A 21,095-nucleotide genomic window follows, 5' to 3' on the forward strand; every position below is an offset into this window, starting at 1 on the left:
CAATTCCCCAGGAAGTGACGCAGATACTTTATTTATAGGTGTTTTCAGGTGATGGCAGGCTGGGCCAGCGGTGGAAACGACTCGGAGCGAACCGGGTAGAGCTCTGCACGGCGGTCAGCGAAGAAGCATTCTAAGGTACGTCCCACGGTGCGGAAAGCCAGCTCGTCCCACGGAATGTCGGCTTCCTCGAACAGCTGTACCTCGATGCTCTCGGGGCCGGCGGCAAAATCCAGATCTGCAAGCTCGGCGCGGAAGAACACATGCACCTGACTGATGTGCGGCACGTCGATCAGGGTGTAGATGCTCAGGTTGCGTACCCGGGCGCAGGCTTCCTCGGCGGTCTCGCGGATCGCGGCCTGTTCGATGGTTTCACCGTTCTCCATGAAGCCGGCGGGCAGTGTCCAGTAACCGAGGCGCGGTTCGATGGCGCGGCGGCAGAGCAGAACCTTGCTACCCCAGGTCGCCACACACCCGGCCACAATGTTGGGGTTCTGATAGTGAATGGTCTGACAGCTGTCGCAGACAAATCGCAGCCGCGAATCGCCATCGGGAATGCGCTGGGTCACCGGGTTGCCGCACTGGCTGCAAAATTTCATGCTGGAGTTCCTGAATGCTGCGCCTATCTTGGCGCGCAGAGGTGGCTGTCGGCAAGTTGTCGTTTCGCGACATGACGCCTGTCCGGGGCTTGGGCGGTCGCCATGATTGGTGCATGATGCAGGGCAAGGCACAGATCGAGAACACTTATGCTGGACGAGCTACTGCACCGGGTAAGCAATCACACGCCGCGCACGCTGGAGACCGACACGCGTTTTCCCGAGGCCGCCGTTCTGGTGCCGATTACTCGCAGTGACGAACCGGAGCTTGTCCTGACCTTGCGTGCCAGCGGGCTCTCGACCCACGGTGGCGAGGTCGCCTTTCCCGGTGGCCGGCGTGATCCGGAAGATCCCGACCTGACCTTCACCGCGCTGCGAGAGGCTGAAGAGGAAATCGGTCTGCCGCCCGGTCTGGTCGAAGTGATCGGGCCGCTCAGTCCGTTGATCTCCCTGCACGGCATCAAGGTCACACCTTATGTCGGAGTGATTCCGGATTTCGTCGAATACCAAGCCAATGATGCCGAGATCGCTGCGGTATTCAGCGTGCCGCTGGAGTTTTTCCGCAAGGATCCCCGCGAACACACCCACCGCATCGATTATCAGGGTCGCAGCTGGTACGTGCCGAGCTATCGTTACGGCGAATACAAGATCTGGGGGCTGACGGCGATCATGATCGTCGAGTTGATCAACCTGCTCTATGACGCCAGAATCAGCCTGCACCAGCCACCGAAAAGCTTTATCAACACCTGAAGCCATCGCGAGCCCTGAGGAACACACGATGAAATACCGCCTGGGCGACGCCCGAGTCGAAACCCATCCGCAGAGCTGGGTGGCCCCCAATGCCGTGCTGGTGGGCAAGGTCAAACTGGAAGAGGGCGCCAACGTCTGGTTCAACGCCGTCCTGCGAGGCGACAACGAGCTGATCCTGATCGGCAAAAACAGCAACGTGCAGGACGGCACCGTGATGCACACCGACATGGGCTATCCACTGACCATCGGCACCGGCGTGACCATCGGCCACAACGCCATGCTCCACGGCTGCACGGTGGGCGATTACAGCCTGATCGGCATTAACGCCGTCATCCTCAACGGCGCGAAGATCGGCAAGAACTGCATCATCGGCGCCAATTCGCTGATCGGTGAGGGCAAGGAAATTCCCGATGGTTCGCTGGTGATGGGCTCGCCGGGCAAAGTGGTGCGCGAACTCACCGAGCCGCAAAAGAAGATGCTCGAAGCCAGTGCCGCGCACTATGTACATAACTCGCAGCGCTATGCGCGGGATCTGGTCGAGCAAGAAGAATGACAACGTCCGAAAGACCTGTCGCCTCGCCTTGCGTCAGTATTTGCGCACTGGACGAGGACGACATTTGTACCGGCTGCCAGCGCACGGTCGAGGAGATCACCCGCTGGAGCCGGATGACCAATGACGAGAGACGGGTGGTACTCGGGTTGTGTCATGAGCGGGCGAAGGCCAGTGGCCTGGTCTGGATGGTCGGCAAAACGCCAGGGCAATAGCCGATTCGATTGGCGTCACCGAAGGGCTGAAGTAACCTGTGCGCCAAATTGACAGGTCACGTCCATGATTTTCCTCATCGCTTACATCAGCAGTGTCGTGCTGATCAACTTCGCCTTCTCCACCGCGCCGCACCTGGACATCATCTGGTCGGCGTGGGGCGGGCTGGTGTTCGTGCTGCGTGACATGGTGCAGATCCGCTTCGGGCATGGCGCGATTGTGGCGATGCTGGCGGCGCTGGTACTGTCCTACGTCACTTCCGATCCCTCGATCGCGCTGGCCAGCGCTACGGCTTTCGCGGTCTCCGAGTGCATCGATTGGCTGGTGTTCACCATTACCAAACGTCCGTTGCGTGACCGCTTGTGGATAAGTTCGGCGCTGAGCATTCCCCTCGATACGTTCATCTTCTTCGGCATGATCGATCTGCTCACGCCGCCGGTGCTCATCACCGCGCTGGCCTCGAAGTTCGCCGGGGTCACTGCGGTCTGGCTGATCATGGCCTGGCGCGAACGCAAACAGGCTGTCGCCGGCTGAAGCCAAACCCTCAGGTTCATGTAAAATGCCGCGCTTTCTCCCCATGGGAAGTGCGCCTTTGGCCGCGTCCCTCGATGATCCGCTTCTTTGAGGACCTGAGATGACCCGTATCGGAACTCCATTGTCGCCGACCGCGACCCGCGTATTGCTGTGTGGCTGTGGTGAGTTGGGCAAGGAAGTGGTGATCGAGCTGCAACGCCTTGGCGTTGAAGTGATCGCTGTTGACCGTTACGCCAATGCGCCGGCCATGCAGGTCGCCCATCGCAGCCACGTGATCAACATGCTCGACGGCGCTGCGCTGCGTGCGGTGATCGAAGCCGAGAAACCGCACTTCATCGTGCCGGAAATCGAAGCCATCGCCACCGCCACCCTGGTCGAACTGGAAGCCGAAGGCTTCACCGTGATCCCGACCGCCCGCGCCGCTCAACTGACCATGAACCGCGAAGGCATTCGTCGTCTGGCCGCCGAAGAGCTGGATCTGCCAACTTCGCCGTACCACTTCGCCGACACCTTCGAGGACTACAGCAAAGCTGTTCAGGACCTGGGTTTCCCGTGCGTCGTCAAACCGGTGATGAGTTCGTCGGGCAAGGGCCAGAGCCTGCTGCGCAGCGCCGATGACGTGCAGAAAGCCTGGGACTACGCGCAAGAAGGCGGCCGTGCCGGCAAAGGTCGCGTAATCATCGAAGGCTTCATCGATTTCGACTACGAGATCACCCTGCTGACCGTTCGTCACGTCGGCGGCACGACCTTCTGTGCACCTGTTGGTCACCGTCAGGAGAAGGGCGATTATCAGGAGTCCTGGCAGCCGCAGGCCATGAGCCCGATTGCGCTGGCAGAGTCCGAGCGTGTTGCCAAAGCCGTGACCGAAGCGCTGGGTGGTCGTGGCCTCTTTGGCGTCGAGCTGTTCATCAAGGGGGATCAGGTGTGGTTCAGCGAAGTATCGCCGCGTCCGCACGACACCGGTCTGGTGACCCTGATTTCCCAGGACCTCTCGCAGTTCGCCCTGCACGCCCGTGCCATCCTCGGCCTGCCGGTGCCGCTGATCCGTCAGTTCGGCCCATCGGCCTCGGCGGTGATTCTGGTGGAAGGTCAGTCGACCCAGACCGCATTCGCCAATCTCGGCGCCGCTCTTAGCGAACCGGATACCGCGTTGCGCCTGTTCGGCAAGCCTGAAGTCAATGGTCAGCGTCGCATGGGCGTAGCCCTGGCGCGTGACGAGTCGATCGAAGCGGCTCGCGCCAAGGCGACCCGTGCTTCTCAGGCGGTCGTTGTAGAACTGTAATCTCGCGGTCTGATTGCTCCCGCCCGTGCGGGAGCAATCAATGCGCTTATGGCACCTGATTCAGGTCGCTGTGGCGCGTTTCCTTCAGGCACAGCACAGCGATCAGGCTGAGCACCGCCGCCCCCGATACGTACCCGCCGACATAACTCAAACCACCCATCGCCACCAGTTTCTGCGCGAAGAACGGTGCCGCCGAGGCCCCGACAATTCCGCCGAGGTTGTAGGCCGCCGATGCGCCGGTATAGCGCACGTGTGTCGGAAACAGCTCCGGCAGCAGCGCACCCATCGGTGCGAAGGTCACGCCCATCAGGAACAGCTCGATGCACAGGAACAGCGCCACGCCCCAGGTCGAACCCTGAGTCAGCAATGGCTGCATCAGAAAGCCGGAAAGAATCGCCAGCACACCACCGACGATCAGCACGGGTTTGCGCCCGTAACGGTCACTCGCCCAGGCCGATAACGGCGTGGCGGCTGCCATGAACAGCACCGCGAAACAGAGCAGACCGAGGAATGTCTCGCGACTGTAGCCGAGCGTTGATACGCCGTAGCTCAGGGAAAACACGGTCGAGATGTAGAACAGCGCGTAGCAGACCACCATCGCGGCCGCGCCCAGCAGTGTCGGAGCCCAGTACTGGCTGAACAGTTCGACCAATGGCACCTTCACTCGCTCCTGGCGGGCGATGGCGTTGGCGAATACCGGGGTTTCGTGCAGCTTGAGGCGCACGTACAAGCCGACCATCACCAGCACGGCGCTGAGCAGGAACGGAATCCGCCAGCCCCAGCTGCGGAACTGTTCGTCGCTGAGGGTCATGGCCAGGGTCAGGAAAAGGCCGTTGGCCGCCAGAAAGCCGATCGAAGGGCCAAGCTGCGGGAACATGCCGAACCACGCCCGTTTGCCTTTCGGGGCGTTTTCGGTGGCCAGCAGCGCCGCACCGCCCCATTCGCCACCCAATCCCAGGCCCTGGCCGAAGCGCAGCACGCACAGAAGGATCGGCGCCCAGGTCCCGATACTGTCGTAACCCGGCAGCACGCCGATCAACGTGGTGCAGACACCCATCAGCAGCAGTGAGGCCACGAGCGTCGATTTGCGCCCGATGCGATCGCCGAAATGGCCGAACAATGCCGAACCCAACGGGCGGGCGAGGAAGGCGATGCCGAAGGTGAGGAACGCCGAGAGCATCTGTGCCGTGCCGGACGTCTGCGGAAAGAACACCGGCCCGATCACCAGCGCAGCGGCGGTGGCATAGACGTAGAAGTCATAAAACTCGATGGCGGTGCCGATGAAGCTCGCGGTGGCCACCCGAGTGGCGGAGTTGGCCGGTTGGGTCGGCGCGGTGTCGCTGTAAGCGGTACTGGTCGTCATGCGGTGATCCCTGACAGTCATGAGCTCCATTGGAGCGAATTATTATGGTCGACTACCCGGGGATGTGGGATAGGGCGCGAGCGCTGTTCCAGGTAGGAACAATCGTCGGTGTAATGCGGAAAGCAGCGGTGGACCGGCCGGAACCTGTCGGGTGCGGGGTAAGCACTCGGTTCGGCGGGGCTTGGGTAAGCGCCCCGATTATAGGAAGGTGGCTAACGAATGAACAAGGGGCGAACTAGCGGACAGCGGCGAGCACCGGTGCCGAGCTGGTGTGCCAGATGAGTACTTTGCTCACACGGTTCTCCTCGGTTTCGAGAATCTCCAGGCGATAGCGTCCGATCTTCAGGCACACCGCGCTTTCCGGGATGGTTTCCAGTGCTTCGGTCACCAGGCCGTTGAGCGTCCTGGGGCCGTCGCTGGGCAGGTGCCAGCCCAGGCATTTGTTCAGTTCGCGGATCGAGGCGGCGCCGTCGATGATCATGCGTCCGTCGGCCTGCGGATGGATGTGCGGATTGTCGAGGCTGTGCTCGCTTTCGAATTCGCCGACGATTTCTTCGAGAATGTCTTCCAGGGTGACGATGCCCAGCACTTCGCCGTACTCGTCCACGACCATGCCCAGACGTCGCTGCTGCTTGTGGAAGTTCAGCAGTTGCAGTTGCAGTGGTGTGCTTTCCGGAACGAAGTACGGCTCGTAACTGGCGGCCAGCAAGGCTTCGCGGGTCAGGCTGCGATCGTCCAGCAAGTGCCGGATCTGTCGGGTGTTGAGGACGGCCTCGACCTGGTTGATGTCACTGTGGAAGACCGGAAGGCGCGTGCGCTTGTTGTGGCGCAACTGCTCGGTGATCTCTTCGATGGAATCGTCGAGATTGATGCCGTCGACGTCGCTGCGAGGGACCAGGATGTCGTTGACCGTGATGTTGTCCAGCGCATGGATGCCGGAAACCGGGTGCGGCCGAGACGGATGTTCCGTGTCGTCAAGGCGTTCCGGCGGGATGTCGTCTTCACTCTGCTGCACGACCTGAGCCTTGCGCACCAGCGGGCGCATCAGCAAGCCACTGATGCTGCTCAGCAGCCATGCGAGGGGATAGATCACTTTCAGCGGCACCGCGAGCAACGAATTGCCGAATGACAGCACGGCGTCCGGATAGCGTTGGGCGAGGGTGCGCGGGAAGTAGTCGGCAAATACCAGCAGCACGGCGCCGGCACCCAGAACGGCTGCCCAGGGACCGTTTTCTTCACAGAGGAAAATCGCCAGCAGCGTGGCAAGTACCACGGCCAATGCGCGGCACAGGGTGTTGCACAGAATCAGGCTGTCGAGCGGGAAACCGAGTTTCGCCAGCGGCTTGTCGCTGGCGCGCGAGGCCGTCCGTTGCGCCAGCAGATGCTGTTGCGCGATCTCGACCGCAGTGAACAGCCCCGACCAGAGAATCAGCAGGACAAATACCGCGAGCATCGGCCCTATGGGCAAACCGTCCATTTATGCCGCCCGTCAGATATGCAGGATGTATTCACGGACCAGTTTGCTGCCGAAATACGCCAACATCAGCAGGCAAAAACCGGCGAGGGTCCAGCGGATCGCCTTGTGGCCGCGCCAGCCGAGGCGGTTGCGGCCCCACAACAGCACGCTGAACACGACCCAGGCCAGGCAGGCCAGCAGGGTCTTGTGCACCAGATGTTGGGCAAACAGGTTCTCGACGAACAGCCAGCCGGAAATCAGCGACAGCGACAGCAGCGTCCAGCCCGCCCAAAGAAAGCCGAACAGCAGGCTTTCCATGGTTTGCAGCGGCGGGAAGTTCCTGATCAGCCCGGACGGGTGCTTGTGCTTGAGCTGGTGATCCTGTACCAGCAGCAGCAACGCCTGGAACACGGCGATGGTGAACATGCCATAGGCGAGGATCGACAGCAGGATGTGCGCAAGTATGCCCGGTTCTTCGTCGATGATCTGCACGGTGCCGGTCGGCGCGAACTGGGCCAGCAACACGGTGATCGCTCCCAGCGGGAACAGCAGGACCAGCAGGTTTTCCACCGGGATTCGCGAGCAGGCCAACAGCGTCAGGGCAATGACCGCCGCGGCAATCAGGCTCGAAGCACTGAAGAAGTCCAGGCCCAGACCGATCGGCGTCAACAGGTGGGTCAGCAGGCTGGCGCCGTGAGCCAGCACGGCGAACACGCCAAGCGTGACCAGCAGGCGTTTGTCGGCCTTGGCGCCAGTGGCCAGGCGGGTGCCCTGATAAAGGGTCGCAGCGGCATAAAGAAGGGCGGCGGCGAGGGTGGTCAGCAAACTCGGTGACAAGGGGAGCATAAATCCTGTTAGGCAAGCCCGAAAGGGGCTGAGTTTGGCATAGAACCGCCATCGCACGAAAGACTCAACGAGCTGACAGCGAGGTGTCCGCCAGACGCAGTCTTCGCTATAATCCGCGACCTGCCCACGCCGCAGGCTCGCCGAGTACATGTTGATTCCGGTCCGGGCCGCCATTATCCCGGTCTACACAGGGCCTGAAAGGATCGCGCAATGTTTGAAAACCTAACCGACCGTCTCTCGCAGACGCTGCGCCATGTCACTGGCAAGGCGAAGCTGACCGAAGACAACATCAAAGACACCCTGCGTGAAGTGCGCATGGCGCTGCTTGAGGCCGACGTCGCCCTGCCGGTGGTCAAGGACTTCGTCAATTCGGTCAAGGAGCGCGCTGTCGGCACCGAGGTGTCGCGCAGCCTGACGCCGGGTCAGGCGTTCGTGAAGATCGTCCAGGCCGAACTCGAAAGCCTGATGGGCGCGGCCAACGAAGACTTGAACCTCAGCGCCGTACCGCCAGCCGTCATTCTGATGGCCGGTCTGCAGGGTGCGGGTAAAACCACTACGGCCGGTAAACTGGCGCGCTTCCTTAAAGAGCGCAAGAAGAAGTCGGTCATGGTCGTGTCGGCGGACATCTATCGTCCTGCCGCCATCAAGCAGCTGGAAACCTTGGCCAACGACATCGGCGTGACGTTCTTCCCGTCCGATCTGAGCCAGAAACCGGTCGACATCGCCAACGCGGCCATTAAAGAAGCAAAACTGAAATTCATCGACGTGGTCATCGTCGATACCGCCGGTCGTCTGCACATCGACGATGAGATGATGGGCGAGATCAAGGCGCTGCACGCGGCGATCAATCCGGTCGAAACCCTGTTCGTGGTCGATGCCATGACCGGTCAGGATGCCGCCAACACGGCCAAGGCCTTTGGCGATGCGCTGCCGCTGACCGGTGTGATCCTGACCAAGGTCGACGGTGACGCCCGTGGCGGTGCCGCGTTGTCCGTACGTGCCATCACCGGCAAGCCGATCAAGTTCATCGGTATGGGCGAGAAGACCGAGGCGCTGGATCCGTTCCACCCTGAACGTATCGCCTCGCGGATCCTCGGCATGGGCGACGTGCTCAGTCTGATCGAGCAGGCTGAAGCGACCCTCGACAAGGAAAAGGCCGACAAACTGGCCAAGAAGCTGAAGAAGGGCAAGGGCTTCGATCTCGAAGACTTCCGTGATCAGTTGCAACAGATGAAAAACATGGGTGGCCTTGGCGGGCTCATGGACAAGCTGCCGAGCATCGGCGGCGTCAACCTGTCGCAGATGGGCAATGCCCAGAGCGCGGCAGAGAAGCAGTTCAAGCAGATGGAAGCCATCATCAACTCCATGACCCCGGCCGAGCGCCGCGATCCCGAACTGATCAGCGGTTCTCGCAAGCGTCGGATCGCCATGGGATCCGGTACTCAGGTGCAGGACATCGGTCGCTTGATCAAGCAGCACAAGCAGATGCAGAAGATGATGAAGAAATTCTCCGCCAAGGGCGGAATGGCGAAAATGATGCGCGGCATGGGTGGAATGTTGCCCGGCGGCGGCATGCCGAAACTGTAAAAGAACTCGCCGGTCGTCGTACCGGCGCAGTCCCGCATGGAAGCGGGATTCACAGTAAACCCGCATTCGGCGGGAGCTGACCGGCCGTTTTCATCGACGGCTCTATCGCAAATCTGCACGGCATGCCATAGGCGCCGGAAAAAGTCATTTGCAAAAGTCCGGATATTCCTTAGAATATGCGGCCTTTCGGGCACCCATGCCCGCTGTGCATTTAGATTTGCAGCACCGACTACAGGAACGATGTTCACATGCTAACAATCCGTCTTGCCCTTGGCGGCTCCAAAAAGCGCCCGTTTTACCACCTGACCGTAACCGACTCGCGTAACCCGCGTGATGGTTCCCACAAAGAGCAGATCGGCTTCTTCAACCCGGTTGCCCGTGGTCAGGAAGTTCGTCTGTCCGTAAACGACGAGCGTCTGAACTACTGGTTGAGCGTTGGCGCGCAGCCATCTGAGCGTGTTGCTCAGTTGCTGAAGGAAAAAGCCAAGGCTGCAGCCTGAGCTATATGAACGCGACGCCAGAAAAAGCGGACGACCTTATCGTTGTCGGCAAGATTTTTTCGGTTCACGGCGTTCGCGGCGAGGTGAAGGTCTTTTCCTTTACCGATCCGATTGAAAACCTGCTGAATTACCGTAACTGGACGCTTCGGCGCGAAGGTGTGGTCAAGCAGGCAGAGCTGGTCAGTGGCCGTTCCACTCAAAAGGATCTGGTCGCCAAGCTCAAAGGCCTCGACGATCGTGATGAAGCCCGTCTTCTGAGCGGTTACGAGATTTGCATCTCGCGAAGCCTTTTGCCCAACCTGACTTCCGACGAGTACTACTGGTACCAGTTGGTGGGTCTGAAAGTCATCAACCAGGACGAACAACTGTTCGGCAAGGTTGATCACCTGTTGGAGACCGGCGCGAACGATGTACTGGTGGTCAAACCCTGCGCAGGCAGCCTGGATGATCGCGAGCGTTTGTTGCCCTATACGGAGCAATGCGTGCTGGCCATCGACCTTGAAGCAGGCGAAATGAGGGTGGAATGGGACGCGGATTTCTAAGCAATGGCAAGCCTGCGCGTAGAAGTCATCACGTTGTTCCCCGAGATGTTCTCGGCTATCAGTGAGTACGGCATTACCAGTCGTGCGGCCAAACAGGGGCTTTTGCAGCTCACCTGTTGGAATCCGCGGGATTACACGACGGATCGGCATCACACTGTGGACGATCGCCCGTTTGGCGGTGGTCCGGGCATGGTGATGAAGATCAAACCCCTGGAGGATGCTCTGGTTCAGGCCAAGGCAGCAGCCGGGGAGGCGGCGAAGGTGATTTACCTGTCCCCCCAAGGCCGTCAGCTGGCTCAGTCGGCGGTACGCGAACTGGCGAAATCGGATGCATTGATCCTGATTGCCGGTCGTTATGAAGGCATTGACGAGCGCTTTATTGAGGCTCATGTCGATGAAGAGTGGTCGATTGGGGACTATGTCCTGTCTGGCGGCGAGCTGCCGGCGATGGTCCTGATAGATGCGGTTACACGACTGCTGCCCGGAGCTTTAGGGCATGCGGACTCCGCGGAGGAAGACTCCTTCACGGATGGTTTGCTGGATTGCCCGCACTACACCCGACCGGAGGTGTATGCGGATCAGCGTGTTCCCGACGTATTGCTAAGCGGCAATCACGCACACATCCGGCGTTGGCGTTTACAGCAGTCCCTTGGCCGGACCTGGGAACGACGCGCCGATCTTCTGGAAAGCCGCTCGCTTTCTGGAGAAGAGAAGAAGCTGCTCGAGGAATACATCCGCGAGCGGGACGATAGTTAACAACGTATCGATGGTAGATCCCGACGATTTACCTTAGGAGCACAGCATGACCAACAAAATCATCCTTGCACTCGAAGCAGAGCAGATGAGCAAAGAAATCCCTGCCTTTGCCCCGGGCGACACCATTGTCGTTCAGGTGAAAGTGAAGGAAGGCGATCGTTCCCGTCTGCAAGCGTTCGAAGGCGTTGTAATCGCCAAGCGCAACCGCGGCGTGAACAGTGCGTTCACCGTTCGTAAAATCTCCAACGGTGTTGGTGTAGAGCGTACTTTCCAGACCTACTCCCCGCAGATCGACAGCATGGCTGTCAAACGTCGCGGTGACGTACGCAAAGCCAAGCTGTACTACCTGCGCGACCTGTCGGGTAAAGCAGCTCGCATCAAGGAAAAACTGGCTTAAGTCCAGCTTCCGATGCAGAAAAAAGCAGCCTACGGGCTGCTTTTTTGTTGTCCGCAATTTATCCGATGCATTTCAGCTTTGTAGTCATTGATGATGACAAACGCCCGGTACCGGTGTTGCCAGGTTTTGTTGCCTGGCGGTTTCGTGAGTGAGCGGGCTATGAAAGACTGTCCGCCATCCCTGTCTTGCCAGAGTTTTTATGCCCGCCATCGACCACCCGCTGATTGACCAGTTTCTCGACGCCCTGTGGCTGGAGAAGGGGCTTTCCGACAACACCCGCGACGCCTATCGCAGTGATCTCGCCCTGTTCAACGGCTGGTTGCAGGAAAAAGGCCTTGAGCTGATCAACGCCGGTCGCGAGTTGATCCTTGATCATCTGGCCTGGCGTCTGGAGCAGAATTACAAACCGCGTTCCACCGCCAGGTTTCTTTCGGGCGTACGTGGTTTTTATCGTTATCTGCTGCGGGAAAAACTGATCGCGGTCGATCCGACCTTGCGCGTCGACATGCCCCAACTGGGCCGGCCATTGCCAAAATCCCTGTCGGAAGCTGACGTCGAAGCGCTGCTGAAGGCGCCGGACCTGAGCGAAGCCATCGGTCAGCGAGATCGTGCCATGCTCGAAGTGCTTTACGCCTGCGGGTTGCGGGTGACCGAGCTGGTCAGTCTGACCCTGGAACAGGTCAACCTGCGTCAGGGCGTGTTGCGGGTGATGGGCAAGGGCAGCAAGGAGCGGCTGGTGCCAATGGGTGAGGAAGCAATTGTCTGGGTCGAGCGTTACCTGCGCGATGGACGTGCCGAATTGCTGGGCGGACGTCCCAGCGATGTGCTGTTCCCCAGTCAACGCGGCGAACAGATGACTCGCCAGACCTTCTGGCATCGCATCAAGCATCAGGCCAAGGTTGCCGGGATCGGCAAATCGCTGTCGCCACACACGCTGCGTCATGCCTTTGCCACACACCTGCTCAACCATGGCGCGGACTTGCGGGTGGTGCAGATGCTGTTGGGTCATAGCGACCTGTCCACCACGCAGATTTATACCCATGTCGCGCGGGCGCGACTGCAGGATCTGCACGCGAAACATCACCCGCGAGGTTGAGCATTCTGTATTGCGACAGGCGCATTCGGCCATGCGGGCCTTATGTGGTAGGCTTTGCCGGTTTGCACGATGGGCGGTTATGACCCGGTGTTCCGGCACGGGCGTTCTGATCGCTCCATTTGTCCGCCTTCAGGAGTTCTCATGCGTCTGACCCAGATTTTCGCCGCCGCAGCCATTGCGTTGGTCAGCACCTTTGCCGTCGCCGACGATGCGGCCGACAAAGCCATCCGCCAGAGCCTGGAAAACCTCCAGCTCGATGTTCCGGTGGACACCATCACCGCCAGTCCGCTGCCGGGCCTGTACGAAGTCAAGCTCAAGGGCAGCCGTGTGCTCTACGCCAGCGCCGACGGCCAGTACATCGTCCAGGGCTACATGTTCCAGCTCAAGGATGGCAAACCGGTCAACCTGACCGAGAAGACCGAACGCCTGGGCATTTCCAAACTGATCAACGGAATTCCGGTCGCCGAGACCGTGGTCTATCCGGCCGTGGGCGAGACCAAGTCGCACATCACCGTGTTCACCGACACCACTTGCCCGTACTGCCACAAGTTGCATGCTGAAGTGCCTGAGCTGAACAAGCGCGGCATCGAGGTGCGTTATGTGGCATTCCCGCGTCAGGGCCTGGGTTCGCCGGGCGACGAGCAGTTGCAAGCCGTGTGGTGCTCGAAGGACAAGAAAGCGGCCATGGACAAAATGGTCGATGGCAAGGAGATCAAGGCCGCCAAGTGCGATAACCCGGTTTCCAAACAGTTCGCTCTCGGTCAGTCGATCGGTGTGAACGGCACGCCGGCCATCGTATTGGCCGACGGACAAGTCATTCCGGGCTACCAGCCTGCGCCACAAGTCGCCAAACTGGCGCTGGGCGCGAAGTAATTCGCTTCGTCACGTCAAGGCGTGACGAGCGTGGCCCGGCGGCAGTTTGTCCGGGCCATCAATAGAGAGCCGCAATTGCGCGGTTGTTTTCACGGCCGGCCTCGCGTCGGCCGTTTTATGGGGAGTTCACAGTGAAACCGGTCAAAGTAGGCATCTGTGGGTTAGGGACCGTCGGTGGCGGTACCTTCAACGTACTTCAGCGCAACGCCGAGGAAATCGCTCGTCGTGCCGGGCGTGGAATCGAAGTGGCACAAATTGCCATGCGCACGCCAAAGCCTCAGTTCCAGACGACCGGTATTGCGATTACCAACGATGTCTTCGAAGTGGCCACGAACCCTGAGATCGACATCGTCATAGAGCTGATGGGCGGCTATACCGTTGCCCGCGAGCTGGTACTCAAGGCCATCGAGAATGGCAAGCATGTGGTCACCGCGAACAAGGCTCTGATTGCCGTTCACGGTAATGAAATTTTTGCCAAGGCGCGCGAGAAAGGCGTGATCGTGGCATTCGAGGCGGCGGTTGCCGGCGGCATTCCGGTGATCAAGGCGATCCGTGAAGGCCTGTCCGCCAACCGTATCAACTGGGTGGCGGGGATCATCAACGGTACCGGCAACTTCATCCTCACCGAGATGCGCGAAAAGGGTCGCACCTTCGAAGACGTGCTCGCCGAGGCGCAAGCGTTGGGTTACGCAGAAGCCGATCCGACCTTCGACGTTGAAGGCATCGACGCGGCGCACAAGCTGACGATCCTGGCGTCCATCGCATTCGGTGTCCCGCTGCAGTTCGACAAGGCCTACACCGAAGGCATCACCAAACTGACCACCGCCGACGTGAACTACGCCGAAGCGCTGGGCTACCGGATCAAGCACCTGGGCGTGGCACGCAGCACCGCCGCCGGCATCGAGCTGCGCGTACACCCGACGCTGATCCCGGCCGATCGCCTGATCGCCAACGTCAACGGTGTGATGAACGCAGTGATGGTCAACGGTGACGCTGCCGGTTCGACCCTGTTCTACGGAGCTGGCGCCGGCATGGAGCCGACGGCATCGTCGGTGATCGCCGACCTGGTGGACGTGGTTCGCGCCATGACCTCCGACCCGGAAAACCGTGTGCCGCACCTGGCCTTCCAGCCGGACTCGCTGTCGGCCCATCCGATCCTGCCGATCGAAGCCTGCGAAAGCGCCTACTATCTGCGCATCCAGGCCAAGGACCATCCGGGCGTCCTTGCTCAGGTGGCGAGCATCCTCTCGGAGCGCGGCATTAACATCGAGTCGATCATGCAGAAGGAAGTCGAGGAACACGACGGCCTGGTGCCGATGATCCTGCTGACCCACCGCGTGCTGGAACAGCACATCAACGATGCGATCGCCGCTCTTGAAGCCCTGGCGGGCGTGGTCGGTCCGGTCGTGCGGATCCGTGTCGAGCACCTAAACTAAAGCAGCGGCGAGCTACGAGCTGCAAGCTGCAAGCCTGACGCCGCGTTGCTCAGCTTGCAGCTTGCAGCTTGAAGCTCGAAGCTCAAACCGAAGGTTTGAAAACATGCGTTACATCAGTACCCGCGGCCAGGCACCGGCCCTGAATTTCGAAGACGTCCTGCTGGCCGGTCTGGCCACAGACGGTGGTCTGTACGTTCCGGAAAACCTGCCACGTTTCACCCAGGAAGAAATCGCTTCCTGGGCCGGCCTGCCGTATCACGAGCTGGCTTTCCGGGTGATGCGCCCGTTCGTCACCGGCAGCATTCCGGACGCCGATTTCAAGAAAATCCTTGAAGAAACCTACGGCGTGTTCGCTCACAACGCCGTGGCACCGCTGCGCCAACTCAACGGCAACGAATGGGTCATGGAGCTTTTCCACGGCCCGACCCTGGCGTTCAAGGACTTCGCTCTGCAACTGCTCGGCCGCCTGCTCGACTACGTGCTGGCAAAGCGTGGCGAGCGCGTGGTGATCGTCGGTGCCACTTCCGGTGATACCGGGTCGGCCGCCATCGAAGGCTGCAAACACTGCGAAAACGTCGATATCTTCATCCTGCACCCGCACAACCGTGTGTCCGAAGTGCAGCGTCGGCAGATGACCACCATCCTCGGTGAGAACATTCATAACATCGCCATCGAAGGCAACTTCGACGACTGCCAGGAAATGGTCAAGGCCAGCTTCGCCGACCAGAGCTTCCTCAAGGGCACGCGTCTGGTGGCGGTGAACTCGATCAACTGGGCGCGGATCATGGCCCAGATCGTTTACTACTTCCACGCAGCCCTGCAACTGGGCGGCCCGGCGCGTTCGGTGTCGTTCTCGGTGCCGACCGGCAACTTCGGCGACATCTTCGCCGGCTACCTGGCGCGCAACATGGGCCTGCCGATCAATCAACTGATCGTCGCCACCAACCGCAACGACATCCTGCACCGCTTCATGAGCGGCAATCAGTACGTCAAGGAAACGCTGCACGCCACGCTGTCGCCGTCGATGGACATCATGGTCTCGTCCAACTTCGAACGTCTGCTGTTCGACCTGCACGGTCGTAACGGCGCCGCGATTGCCGGTCTGATGGACTCGTTCAGGCAGGGCGGCGGTTTCAGCGTCGAACAGGAACGCTGGACCGAGGCGCGCAAGCTGTTCGATTCGCTGGCCGTGGACGATGCGCAAACCTGCGAAACCATCGCCGAAGTCTTCGAACAAACCGGTGAGGTACTGGACCCGCACACGGCCATCGGTGTCAAAGCCGCTCGCGAATGCCGTCGCAGCCTGGACATCCCGATGGTGATCCTGGGCACCGCCCATCCGGTCAAGTTCCCCGAAGCGGTGGAAAAAGCCGGTGTAGGAAAAGCTCTCGAACTGCCTGCACATCTTTCTGATTTGTTTGAGAGAGAAGAACGTTGCACCGTTCTGGCAAACGAACTGAAAGCCGTGCAGGCCTTTGTCAGTCAGCATGGCAACCGCGGCAAACCGCTTTAAGCCCTGAAAGCTGTCACATTTTGAAGCCCGTCTCCTGACGGGCTTTCTTGTTTTTGCATGCCACACTGCTCGGGTTTCGCCGATGAAGGATGGGCGAGTCGAAGACGAAGGATGTGGCAATGCGGTTTTACTCAGGATTGAAGCCGGCACTGAGCTGGTTGGTTTTGTTGGGCATTTCTTTTTTTATGCAGTGGAGCGGGGCGGCTCATCTGTCCATGAGTCCCCATGCGCCGGCGCTGGATGTTCCGCCGATCGAACTGGACGCCCGTGAGCGCCAATGGATACGCGATAACCCCAGGGTGACAGTGGCCTCGGTACAGTACCCGCTGTATCTGTTTCAGGACGAACATGGTCAGTGGAGCGGCTTGAACAACGATGTGCTCGAGCGCATCAGCGCCATGACCGGTTTGCAGTTCGTGCATCAGGAGTCGTTCTCCACCGACCATATGCTGGAGCGACTTGAAAGCGGTATTGCCGATATCAGCACGACCCTGGCAATGAACGAGGAGCGCCGGCAATTCCTGGATTTCAGCCATGCCTTCGGCGGGGCGGGATGGGTGTTCGTCGGGCATGCCGGCAGGGCGGCAGTCCGATCGTTTGACGACCTGCAAAAGCGGGTTCTGGTGCTGCCGGCAAGGCATGCTCTGGAGGACATCATCCGCCGGGACTTCCCCGCGATCGAGATACGTTCAGTCAAGACGTATGCCGAGGCCCGGGCGTTGGTCGAGAGTGGCGAGGCCTACGCAACGATCGAAAACGAGATCGGTGCGCAGCTGTATCCCTCTGGCTTGCTCAAGGTCGGTGGGCTGGTGGAGGGGAAGTGGGAAGCGGATCATCTGGCCGTGCGCAAGGGCATGCCGGAGCTGCTGAGCATACTGAACAAGGCGCTGGGGGCCTTTTCGGTCGCCGAACTGCGTGCCATGCGCCTGAAGTGGCTGGAAGGCATTTCGCCTGCTCCGGCGCCGTCGCTTGGAGCTCGCGTGCTCAAGTGGAGCTGTTGGGGCATGGGCGCCTTCGGGGTATTGGGCCTGCTTTCGCTGTTATGGAATCGTCGGCTCGCGACCGAAATAAAGCAACGAGGTGAGGTGGAAAAGAAGCTGGGCGATCAACTGGCCTTTCAGCATGCACTGATCGATGCCATGCCTGACCCGGTGTTCGTTCGCGATCTGCAGGGATGTCTGGTGATGTGCAACCGCAGTTATGAAGAGGCGCTGGGTGTGCGTCTGGAGCAGGTGCAGGGGCGGACGCTGCATCAACTTGACGTACTTCCGCAAGCCACTGCTTTGATGCTGCATGATGAGTTCATGGTGCAACTGCGCACTCGCAGGACACTGTTCAGCAAGCGGCAACTGATGTTCAAGAACGGCCCACGGCAGGTCTATCAGTGGACCGTGCCATTCTACGGTGCCGACGGCGCTTTACGCGGTTTGCTGGGGGGATGGACGGACATCACCCAGAGACAGGCCTGAAAGCGGACGGCGATGTCTGGTTGAAGATAGGAAACGTCCTATAAGACGTGGCTACTTTTCTGATGGGAGGCCTAGGACGACTGCCCTAGAGTGACAGACCCCTGCGGCAAGAAGCCGTGTTCGTCTTGCAAGAGGTCATCCGATGCGCTCGCTCAGAATCCTGCTTCTCGAGCCTGATCCATTTCAGTTGATGGCGTTGCATCAGATGCTCAACGCCATGGGAGTCTACGACGTGTTGACCGCGCCTTCGCTGGGTGCGGCAAAACGTTCGCTGGAGCGGCGAGGGGCCGTCGATATCGCCATCTGCAATCCGCAGCTCAAAAGCGGTGAAGGACTGGCCTTGATCAGGCATCTGGCTGCCCGACAGGAAGCGCAAGCGTTGATTCTGCTGGGGGTGGTGGCCCCCAGTCTGCTGGCCGACCTGGATCCTGTGCTGAGTGAGGGTGACGTGCGACTTCTGGGCAGGCTGTGTACACCGGTTTCTGCAGTACTGATGCGGAATCTGCTCGACAGTTACCTGTCACAGCCCCGACGTTCGGTCGGTTCCTGAAGCCGGCGGTTATTTTTCTGTCATCTTCTCCATGCATGCTCGAACAGGACGGTGACGCTGCGCAAGAGGTCGCCGAAGTACAGAACTTTCTTCTCGGGCCGGTGGTCATTGATTGTGTACACGCCCCAGGCACTGTGTTTTCGGACTATTGAGTGGAGATCGGGATGGAAAGTATCAGTCTATTGCTCGGTGAGGCTCTGAGCCCGTATCAGGTAACGCTGGCCCCGTGCGGTCTGCATGGCGAATGTCTGGTGACGCTGAAGAACGGCAGTGGCGCCATCGTGGTGGAACGAGAATTCAATCAGGCGCAATTGAGTGACAAGCGCCAGTTGACGGATGTGGTCGACGGTCTGCACCGCGACATCCTTATTGCCGAGGGCCGGCTGGAGCCCTGCGTGATCGCGGCATTGCGCAACGCCGCGCGGGACAAGCATCCGGCACTCTGAACAGATTTGTCTTTTGTGGGAACCTTCCTGCATCCCCGTCAGTCAGACCCGATAGCAGCAGGATCAAGCATTGTGCTCCGGTGCTTGTCGCTTGCTGCCACGGGTCTTTGATCAAGACCACGTTTAACCCCGAGTCGTCTCCCCACTTCTCGGGGTTTCTTTTTGCCCGAGATTTACTGCGCAGCCTGTTGCCGGAAGTAAATCCGTGCCTGTTCCAGATAGTCCGGGCGCATTTCAGGGTCGAGCCATTCGGCGTAGAGCTGACTCAGCTGTTCGTGGGGCAAGGTGCGCAGCAGTTGATCGATTTCACGGATCGCTTGCCGCCCCTCAGTGGTGTCGGTGCAGCCGACATGGCCGGAGATGTACTTGTCGGATCCGTGAATGGGAAAAAATTCCAGATCCTCTTCAGTGATTTGAACCTGGCGTGCCTGGTAGCGGATTTCCGGCCAGTAACCCAGTACCGCTTGCAGGCGGCCCAGCCGCTGCATCGAGAGCAGGCTGCTGAGCGCGTCGTTGCCGTAGTGAGGGGTCAACGAGTCATTCGGCGCCTGGCGCAGCAGAGTGTCGACGTAGTCTCCATAACTTCGCTCAGCCACTACCCCGATCTTTTTCTCGCCTGTGGCCATGTACGATGAAAGATCGACCTGGCCTTCGACCAGAAACGGTTCCAGTCCTTCGCGATCCTTGCGAAGAATCACCAGCCCATTACTGACGGCGCGGAAGGCGGGAATGGAGAACGCGATCCATTGCGCCCTTTCCTTGTTCCAGACCAGTGAGGGATCGCAGGCAAACGTGTGTTCATGCAGCATCTGACTGCCGCGGGCGCGGTTGACCCGCATCAGGGTGTGTTCGTATTGCGGCATGCCGGCTATCAGCATCGGCATCAGTTGATCGATGACCCCCTGGCCCTTTTTCGGACCTTCGAGAATGGTCAGAGGTGGCAGATCGCGCAACAGCCAGATCAGCGTCGGTTTGGCCTGCGCCCACGCTGGCAGCACCAGCAGAAAAAGCAGGCCGAACAGCCGCCAGGTCCACCAGTGGTGGGCGCGGTTGGAGGCCGGGACCTGTCGGTGTTTCAGCTCAGATGGCTCCGTCTTCGCGCAGCCGGGCGATCTGCTTCTCGTCGTAGCCAAGATCGTGGAGTACCTGCGCATTGTGTTCACCGAGCTGCGGTCCGACCCATTCGGACGTACCGGGTGTCTCAGAGAGTTTCGGCACGATGCCGGGCATCTTGAAGGGTTTGCCGTCCGGGAGTCTGGCGTGCAGGAACATCTCCCGGGCCAGGTACTGGGGATCGTTGAACATGTCTTCGGCGCTGAAGATCCGGCTGGCCGGGACGTCAGCCTGGTTCAGCAGATCCAGCACGGTTTGCAGCGGCAGCGAATTGACCCAGCGGTCGATCACGCCATACAACTCGTCGCGACGGGCGTCACGTCCGTCATTACTGGCCAGTGTCGGGTCATTGGCCAGGTCGTCGCGGCCGATGATCAGCATGAAGCGTTTGAAGATCGCATCGCCGTTGGCACCGATCTGTACATGTTTGCCGTCGGCGCTGGTGTGGATCGAGGACGGTGTGATACCCGGCATGATGTTACCGGTGCGTTCGCGGATGAAACCGAACACGTCGAACTCCGGGACCATGCTTTCCATCATCGCGAAAATCGCCTCGTACAACGCCACGTCGACGACCTGGCCGAGACCGCCGTTGACCTCGCGATGACGCAAAGCCATCAATGCGCCGATCACCCCCCATAACGCAGCAATCGAGTCGCCGATGGAAATTCCGGTGCGCACCGGTGGCCGGTCCTCGAAACCGGTAATGTAGCGCAGGCCGCCCATGGATTCGCCGACGGCACCGAACCCCGGCTGATCTTTCATCGGGCCGGTCTGGCCGAAGCCGGACAGGCGCACCATGACCAGTTTGGGGTTCAGCGCATGCAGGGTTTCCCAGCTCAGGCCGAGTTTCTCCAGGACGCCGGGGCGGAAGTTCTCGATCAGGATGTCGGCTTCGCCCAGCAGCTTTTTCAGGATCGCCAGGCCGTCGGGGTGTTTCAGATTCAGCGTCAGGGACTTTTTGTTGCGCGCCTGGACGAACCACCACAGGGAGGTCCCCTCATACAGCTTGCGCCACTTGCGCAGCGGATCACCCCCGTCCGGCGATTCGATCTTGATCACTTCGGCACCGAACTCGCCGCAGATTCGCGAAGCGAACGGGCCGGCAATCAAGGTACCCAATTCAATGACTTTCAGACCGCTGAGAGGTTTGTTGGCGAACGGCATGCGAAATCCTGTAGGACAAGGCTGGGCAGATACAGCGTTTTAACATAGCCGGCCGTCAGTCGC

General features: G+C 60.1%; 23 protein-coding genes. 17 read left to right on the forward strand and 6 right to left on the reverse strand.

Annotation, left to right across the window (positions count from 1 at the left end):
• Positions 1-44: 44 nt before the first annotated feature.
• Positions 45-596 carry an NUDIX hydrolase gene (locus NWV16_RS05900; RefSeq protein WP_260522323.1) on the reverse strand — a complete coding sequence of 184 codons (552 nt, stop codon included), beginning with the start codon at positions 594-596 and terminating at the stop codon, positions 45-47.
• Positions 597-743: 147 nt separating this feature from the next.
• Between NWV16_RS05900 and NWV16_RS05905 the strand changes: the two genes are divergently transcribed.
• From NWV16_RS05905 to purT, 5 genes are all read left to right on the forward strand, one after another.
• On the forward strand, positions 744-1,343 hold the full coding sequence (locus NWV16_RS05905; protein WP_260522324.1) for a CoA pyrophosphatase: 600 nt from the start codon (positions 744-746) through the stop codon (positions 1,341-1,343).
• Positions 1,344-1,371: 28 nt separating this feature from the next.
• Complete coding sequence (locus NWV16_RS05910; protein ID WP_007954617.1) at positions 1,372-1,896, forward strand: gamma carbonic anhydrase family protein; 525 nt, start codon at positions 1,372-1,374, stop codon at positions 1,894-1,896.
• Positions 1,893-2,108 carry a DUF1289 domain-containing protein gene (locus NWV16_RS05915; protein WP_082302406.1) on the forward strand — a complete coding sequence of 72 codons (216 nt, stop codon included), beginning with the start codon at positions 1,893-1,895 and terminating at the stop codon, positions 2,106-2,108. Before NWV16_RS05910 ends, NWV16_RS05915 begins: the two co-directional genes overlap by 4 nt.
• A 64-nt stretch (positions 2,109-2,172) precedes the next feature.
• A complete protein-coding gene (locus NWV16_RS05920) occupies positions 2,173-2,640 on the forward strand; it encodes a preQ0 transporter (RefSeq protein ID WP_007954619.1) in 468 nt (155 codons plus the stop codon).
• Between the two features lie 100 nt (positions 2,641-2,740).
• Complete coding sequence (purT, locus tag NWV16_RS05925) at positions 2,741-3,922, forward strand: formate-dependent phosphoribosylglycinamide formyltransferase (RefSeq protein ID WP_085697261.1); 1,182 nt, start codon at positions 2,741-2,743, stop codon at positions 3,920-3,922.
• Between the two features lie 46 nt (positions 3,923-3,968).
• Here the strand turns inward: purT and NWV16_RS05930 are convergent, their stop codons facing one another.
• The 3 genes from NWV16_RS05930 to NWV16_RS05940 all read right to left on the reverse strand — a co-directional run bounded on the left by NWV16_RS05930 (position 3,969) and on the right by NWV16_RS05940 (position 7,587).
• Positions 3,969-5,285 carry an MFS transporter gene (locus NWV16_RS05930; protein ID WP_260522325.1) on the reverse strand — a complete coding sequence of 439 codons (1,317 nt, stop codon included), beginning with the start codon at positions 5,283-5,285 and terminating at the stop codon, positions 3,969-3,971.
• Between the two features lie 235 nt (positions 5,286-5,520).
• A complete protein-coding gene (locus tag NWV16_RS05935; RefSeq protein WP_260522326.1) occupies positions 5,521-6,762 on the reverse strand; it encodes a transporter associated domain-containing protein in 1,242 nt (413 codons plus the stop codon).
• A 12-nt stretch (positions 6,763-6,774) separates the two neighbouring features.
• Positions 6,775-7,587: an inner membrane protein YpjD gene (locus NWV16_RS05940; protein ID WP_260522327.1), complete on the reverse strand. Its 813-nt coding sequence runs from the start codon at positions 7,585-7,587 to the stop codon at positions 6,775-6,777.
• A gap of 210 nt (positions 7,588-7,797) precedes the next feature.
• Here NWV16_RS05940 and ffh point away from each other — a divergent pair, with 210 nt between their 5' ends.
• From ffh to NWV16_RS06005, 12 genes are all read left to right on the forward strand, one after another.
• Positions 7,798-9,174 (forward strand): signal recognition particle protein, encoded by a 1,377-nt coding sequence (gene ffh / locus NWV16_RS05945; RefSeq protein ID WP_260522328.1) that lies wholly within the window; start codon positions 7,798-7,800, stop codon positions 9,172-9,174.
• A 248-nt stretch (positions 9,175-9,422) separates the two neighbouring features.
• A complete protein-coding gene (gene rpsP, locus NWV16_RS05950) occupies positions 9,423-9,674 on the forward strand; it encodes a 30S ribosomal protein S16 (RefSeq protein WP_065259645.1) in 252 nt (83 codons plus the stop codon).
• Positions 9,675-9,679: 5 nt separating this feature from the next.
• The gene (gene rimM / locus NWV16_RS05955; RefSeq protein ID WP_065259646.1) at positions 9,680-10,216 is read left to right on the forward strand and encodes a ribosome maturation factor RimM; all 537 of its coding nucleotides are present in this window, start codon (positions 9,680-9,682) and stop codon (positions 10,214-10,216) included.
• A 3-nt stretch (positions 10,217-10,219) separates the two neighbouring features.
• Complete coding sequence (gene trmD / locus NWV16_RS05960) at positions 10,220-10,972, forward strand: tRNA (guanosine(37)-N1)-methyltransferase TrmD (protein WP_260522329.1); 753 nt, start codon at positions 10,220-10,222, stop codon at positions 10,970-10,972.
• 46 nt (positions 10,973-11,018) lie between these two features.
• Positions 11,019-11,369, forward strand: a complete 351-nt coding sequence (rplS, locus tag NWV16_RS05965) for a 50S ribosomal protein L19 (protein WP_065259648.1) — start codon at positions 11,019-11,021, stop codon at positions 11,367-11,369.
• Between the two features lie 199 nt (positions 11,370-11,568).
• Positions 11,569-12,465 carry a site-specific tyrosine recombinase XerD gene (gene xerD / locus NWV16_RS05975; protein WP_260522330.1) on the forward strand — a complete coding sequence of 299 codons (897 nt, stop codon included), beginning with the start codon at positions 11,569-11,571 and terminating at the stop codon, positions 12,463-12,465.
• A gap of 141 nt (positions 12,466-12,606) precedes the next feature.
• The gene (gene dsbC, locus NWV16_RS05980) at positions 12,607-13,338 is read left to right on the forward strand and encodes a bifunctional protein-disulfide isomerase/oxidoreductase DsbC (RefSeq protein ID WP_065259650.1); all 732 of its coding nucleotides are present in this window, start codon (positions 12,607-12,609) and stop codon (positions 13,336-13,338) included.
• Between the two features lie 131 nt (positions 13,339-13,469).
• On the forward strand, positions 13,470-14,774 hold the full coding sequence (locus NWV16_RS05985; protein ID WP_011332618.1) for a homoserine dehydrogenase: 1,305 nt from the start codon (positions 13,470-13,472) through the stop codon (positions 14,772-14,774).
• 103 nt (positions 14,775-14,877) lie between these two features.
• Complete coding sequence (gene thrC / locus NWV16_RS05990) at positions 14,878-16,287, forward strand: threonine synthase (protein WP_260522331.1); 1,410 nt, start codon at positions 14,878-14,880, stop codon at positions 16,285-16,287.
• 119 nt (positions 16,288-16,406) lie between these two features.
• On the forward strand, positions 16,407-17,756 hold the full coding sequence (locus NWV16_RS05995) for a transporter substrate-binding domain-containing protein (protein WP_260522332.1): 1,350 nt from the start codon (positions 16,407-16,409) through the stop codon (positions 17,754-17,756).
• A 142-nt stretch (positions 17,757-17,898) separates the two neighbouring features.
• Positions 17,899-18,306: a DNA-binding protein gene (locus tag NWV16_RS06000; protein WP_260522333.1), complete on the forward strand. Its 408-nt coding sequence runs from the start codon at positions 17,899-17,901 to the stop codon at positions 18,304-18,306.
• A gap of 164 nt (positions 18,307-18,470) precedes the next feature.
• Positions 18,471-18,752 (forward strand): DUF3509 domain-containing protein, encoded by a 282-nt coding sequence (locus tag NWV16_RS06005; RefSeq protein ID WP_065259654.1) that lies wholly within the window; start codon positions 18,471-18,473, stop codon positions 18,750-18,752.
• Between the two features lie 173 nt (positions 18,753-18,925).
• Here NWV16_RS06005 and NWV16_RS06010 read toward each other — a convergent pair whose 3' ends face one another.
• On the reverse strand, positions 18,926-19,885 hold the full coding sequence (locus NWV16_RS06010) for a TIGR02285 family protein (RefSeq protein WP_260522334.1): 960 nt from the start codon (positions 19,883-19,885) through the stop codon (positions 18,926-18,928).
• Positions 19,833-21,032: a CaiB/BaiF CoA-transferase family protein gene (locus NWV16_RS06015; protein ID WP_260522335.1), complete on the reverse strand. Its 1,200-nt coding sequence runs from the start codon at positions 21,030-21,032 to the stop codon at positions 19,833-19,835. Before NWV16_RS06015 ends, NWV16_RS06010 begins: the two co-directional genes overlap by 53 nt.
• Positions 21,033-21,095: the final 63 nt, after the last annotated feature.

The organism is Pseudomonas sp. BW7P1 (assembly GCF_024981055.1).
GTDB classification, from domain to species: Bacteria; Pseudomonadota; Gammaproteobacteria; order Pseudomonadales; family Pseudomonadaceae; genus Aquipseudomonas; species Aquipseudomonas bananamidigenes.

Coding starts and splice junctions, on each gene's coding strand:
- NWV16_RS05900 (WP_260522323.1), bottom strand. CDS start 596: ATGAAATTTTGCAGCCAGTGCGGCAACCCGGTGACCCAGCGCATTCCC.
- NWV16_RS05920 (WP_007954619.1), top strand. CDS start 2,173: ATGATTTTCCTCATCGCTTACATCAGCAGTGTCGTGCTGATCAACTTC.
- NWV16_RS06000 (WP_260522333.1), top strand. CDS start 17,899: ATGCGCTCGCTCAGAATCCTGCTTCTCGAGCCTGATCCATTTCAGTTG.
- NWV16_RS05915 (WP_082302406.1), top strand. CDS start 1,893: ATGACAACGTCCGAAAGACCTGTCGCCTCGCCTTGCGTCAGTATTTGC.
- NWV16_RS05935 (WP_260522326.1), bottom strand. CDS start 6,762: ATGGACGGTTTGCCCATAGGGCCGATGCTCGCGGTATTTGTCCTGCTG.
- NWV16_RS06005 (WP_065259654.1), top strand. CDS start 18,471: ATGGAAAGTATCAGTCTATTGCTCGGTGAGGCTCTGAGCCCGTATCAG.
- NWV16_RS05995 (WP_260522332.1), top strand. CDS start 16,407: ATGCGGTTTTACTCAGGATTGAAGCCGGCACTGAGCTGGTTGGTTTTG.
- NWV16_RS05910 (WP_007954617.1), top strand. CDS start 1,372: ATGAAATACCGCCTGGGCGACGCCCGAGTCGAAACCCATCCGCAGAGC.
- rimM (WP_065259646.1), top strand. CDS start 9,680: ATGAACGCGACGCCAGAAAAAGCGGACGACCTTATCGTTGTCGGCAAG.
- trmD (WP_260522329.1), top strand. CDS start 10,220: ATGGCAAGCCTGCGCGTAGAAGTCATCACGTTGTTCCCCGAGATGTTC.
- dsbC (WP_065259650.1), top strand. CDS start 12,607: ATGCGTCTGACCCAGATTTTCGCCGCCGCAGCCATTGCGTTGGTCAGC.
- rplS (WP_065259648.1), top strand. CDS start 11,019: ATGACCAACAAAATCATCCTTGCACTCGAAGCAGAGCAGATGAGCAAA.
- thrC (WP_260522331.1), top strand. CDS start 14,878: ATGCGTTACATCAGTACCCGCGGCCAGGCACCGGCCCTGAATTTCGAA.
- ffh (WP_260522328.1), top strand. CDS start 7,798: ATGTTTGAAAACCTAACCGACCGTCTCTCGCAGACGCTGCGCCATGTC.
- xerD (WP_260522330.1), top strand. CDS start 11,569: ATGCCCGCCATCGACCACCCGCTGATTGACCAGTTTCTCGACGCCCTG.
- NWV16_RS05930 (WP_260522325.1), bottom strand. CDS start 5,285: ATGACGACCAGTACCGCTTACAGCGACACCGCGCCGACCCAACCGGCC.
- NWV16_RS05905 (WP_260522324.1), top strand. CDS start 744: ATGCTGGACGAGCTACTGCACCGGGTAAGCAATCACACGCCGCGCACG.
- NWV16_RS06015 (WP_260522335.1), bottom strand. CDS start 21,032: ATGCCGTTCGCCAACAAACCTCTCAGCGGTCTGAAAGTCATTGAATTG.
- purT (WP_085697261.1), top strand. CDS start 2,741: ATGACCCGTATCGGAACTCCATTGTCGCCGACCGCGACCCGCGTATTG.
- NWV16_RS05940 (WP_260522327.1), bottom strand. CDS start 7,587: ATGCTCCCCTTGTCACCGAGTTTGCTGACCACCCTCGCCGCCGCCCTT.
- rpsP (WP_065259645.1), top strand. CDS start 9,423: ATGCTAACAATCCGTCTTGCCCTTGGCGGCTCCAAAAAGCGCCCGTTT.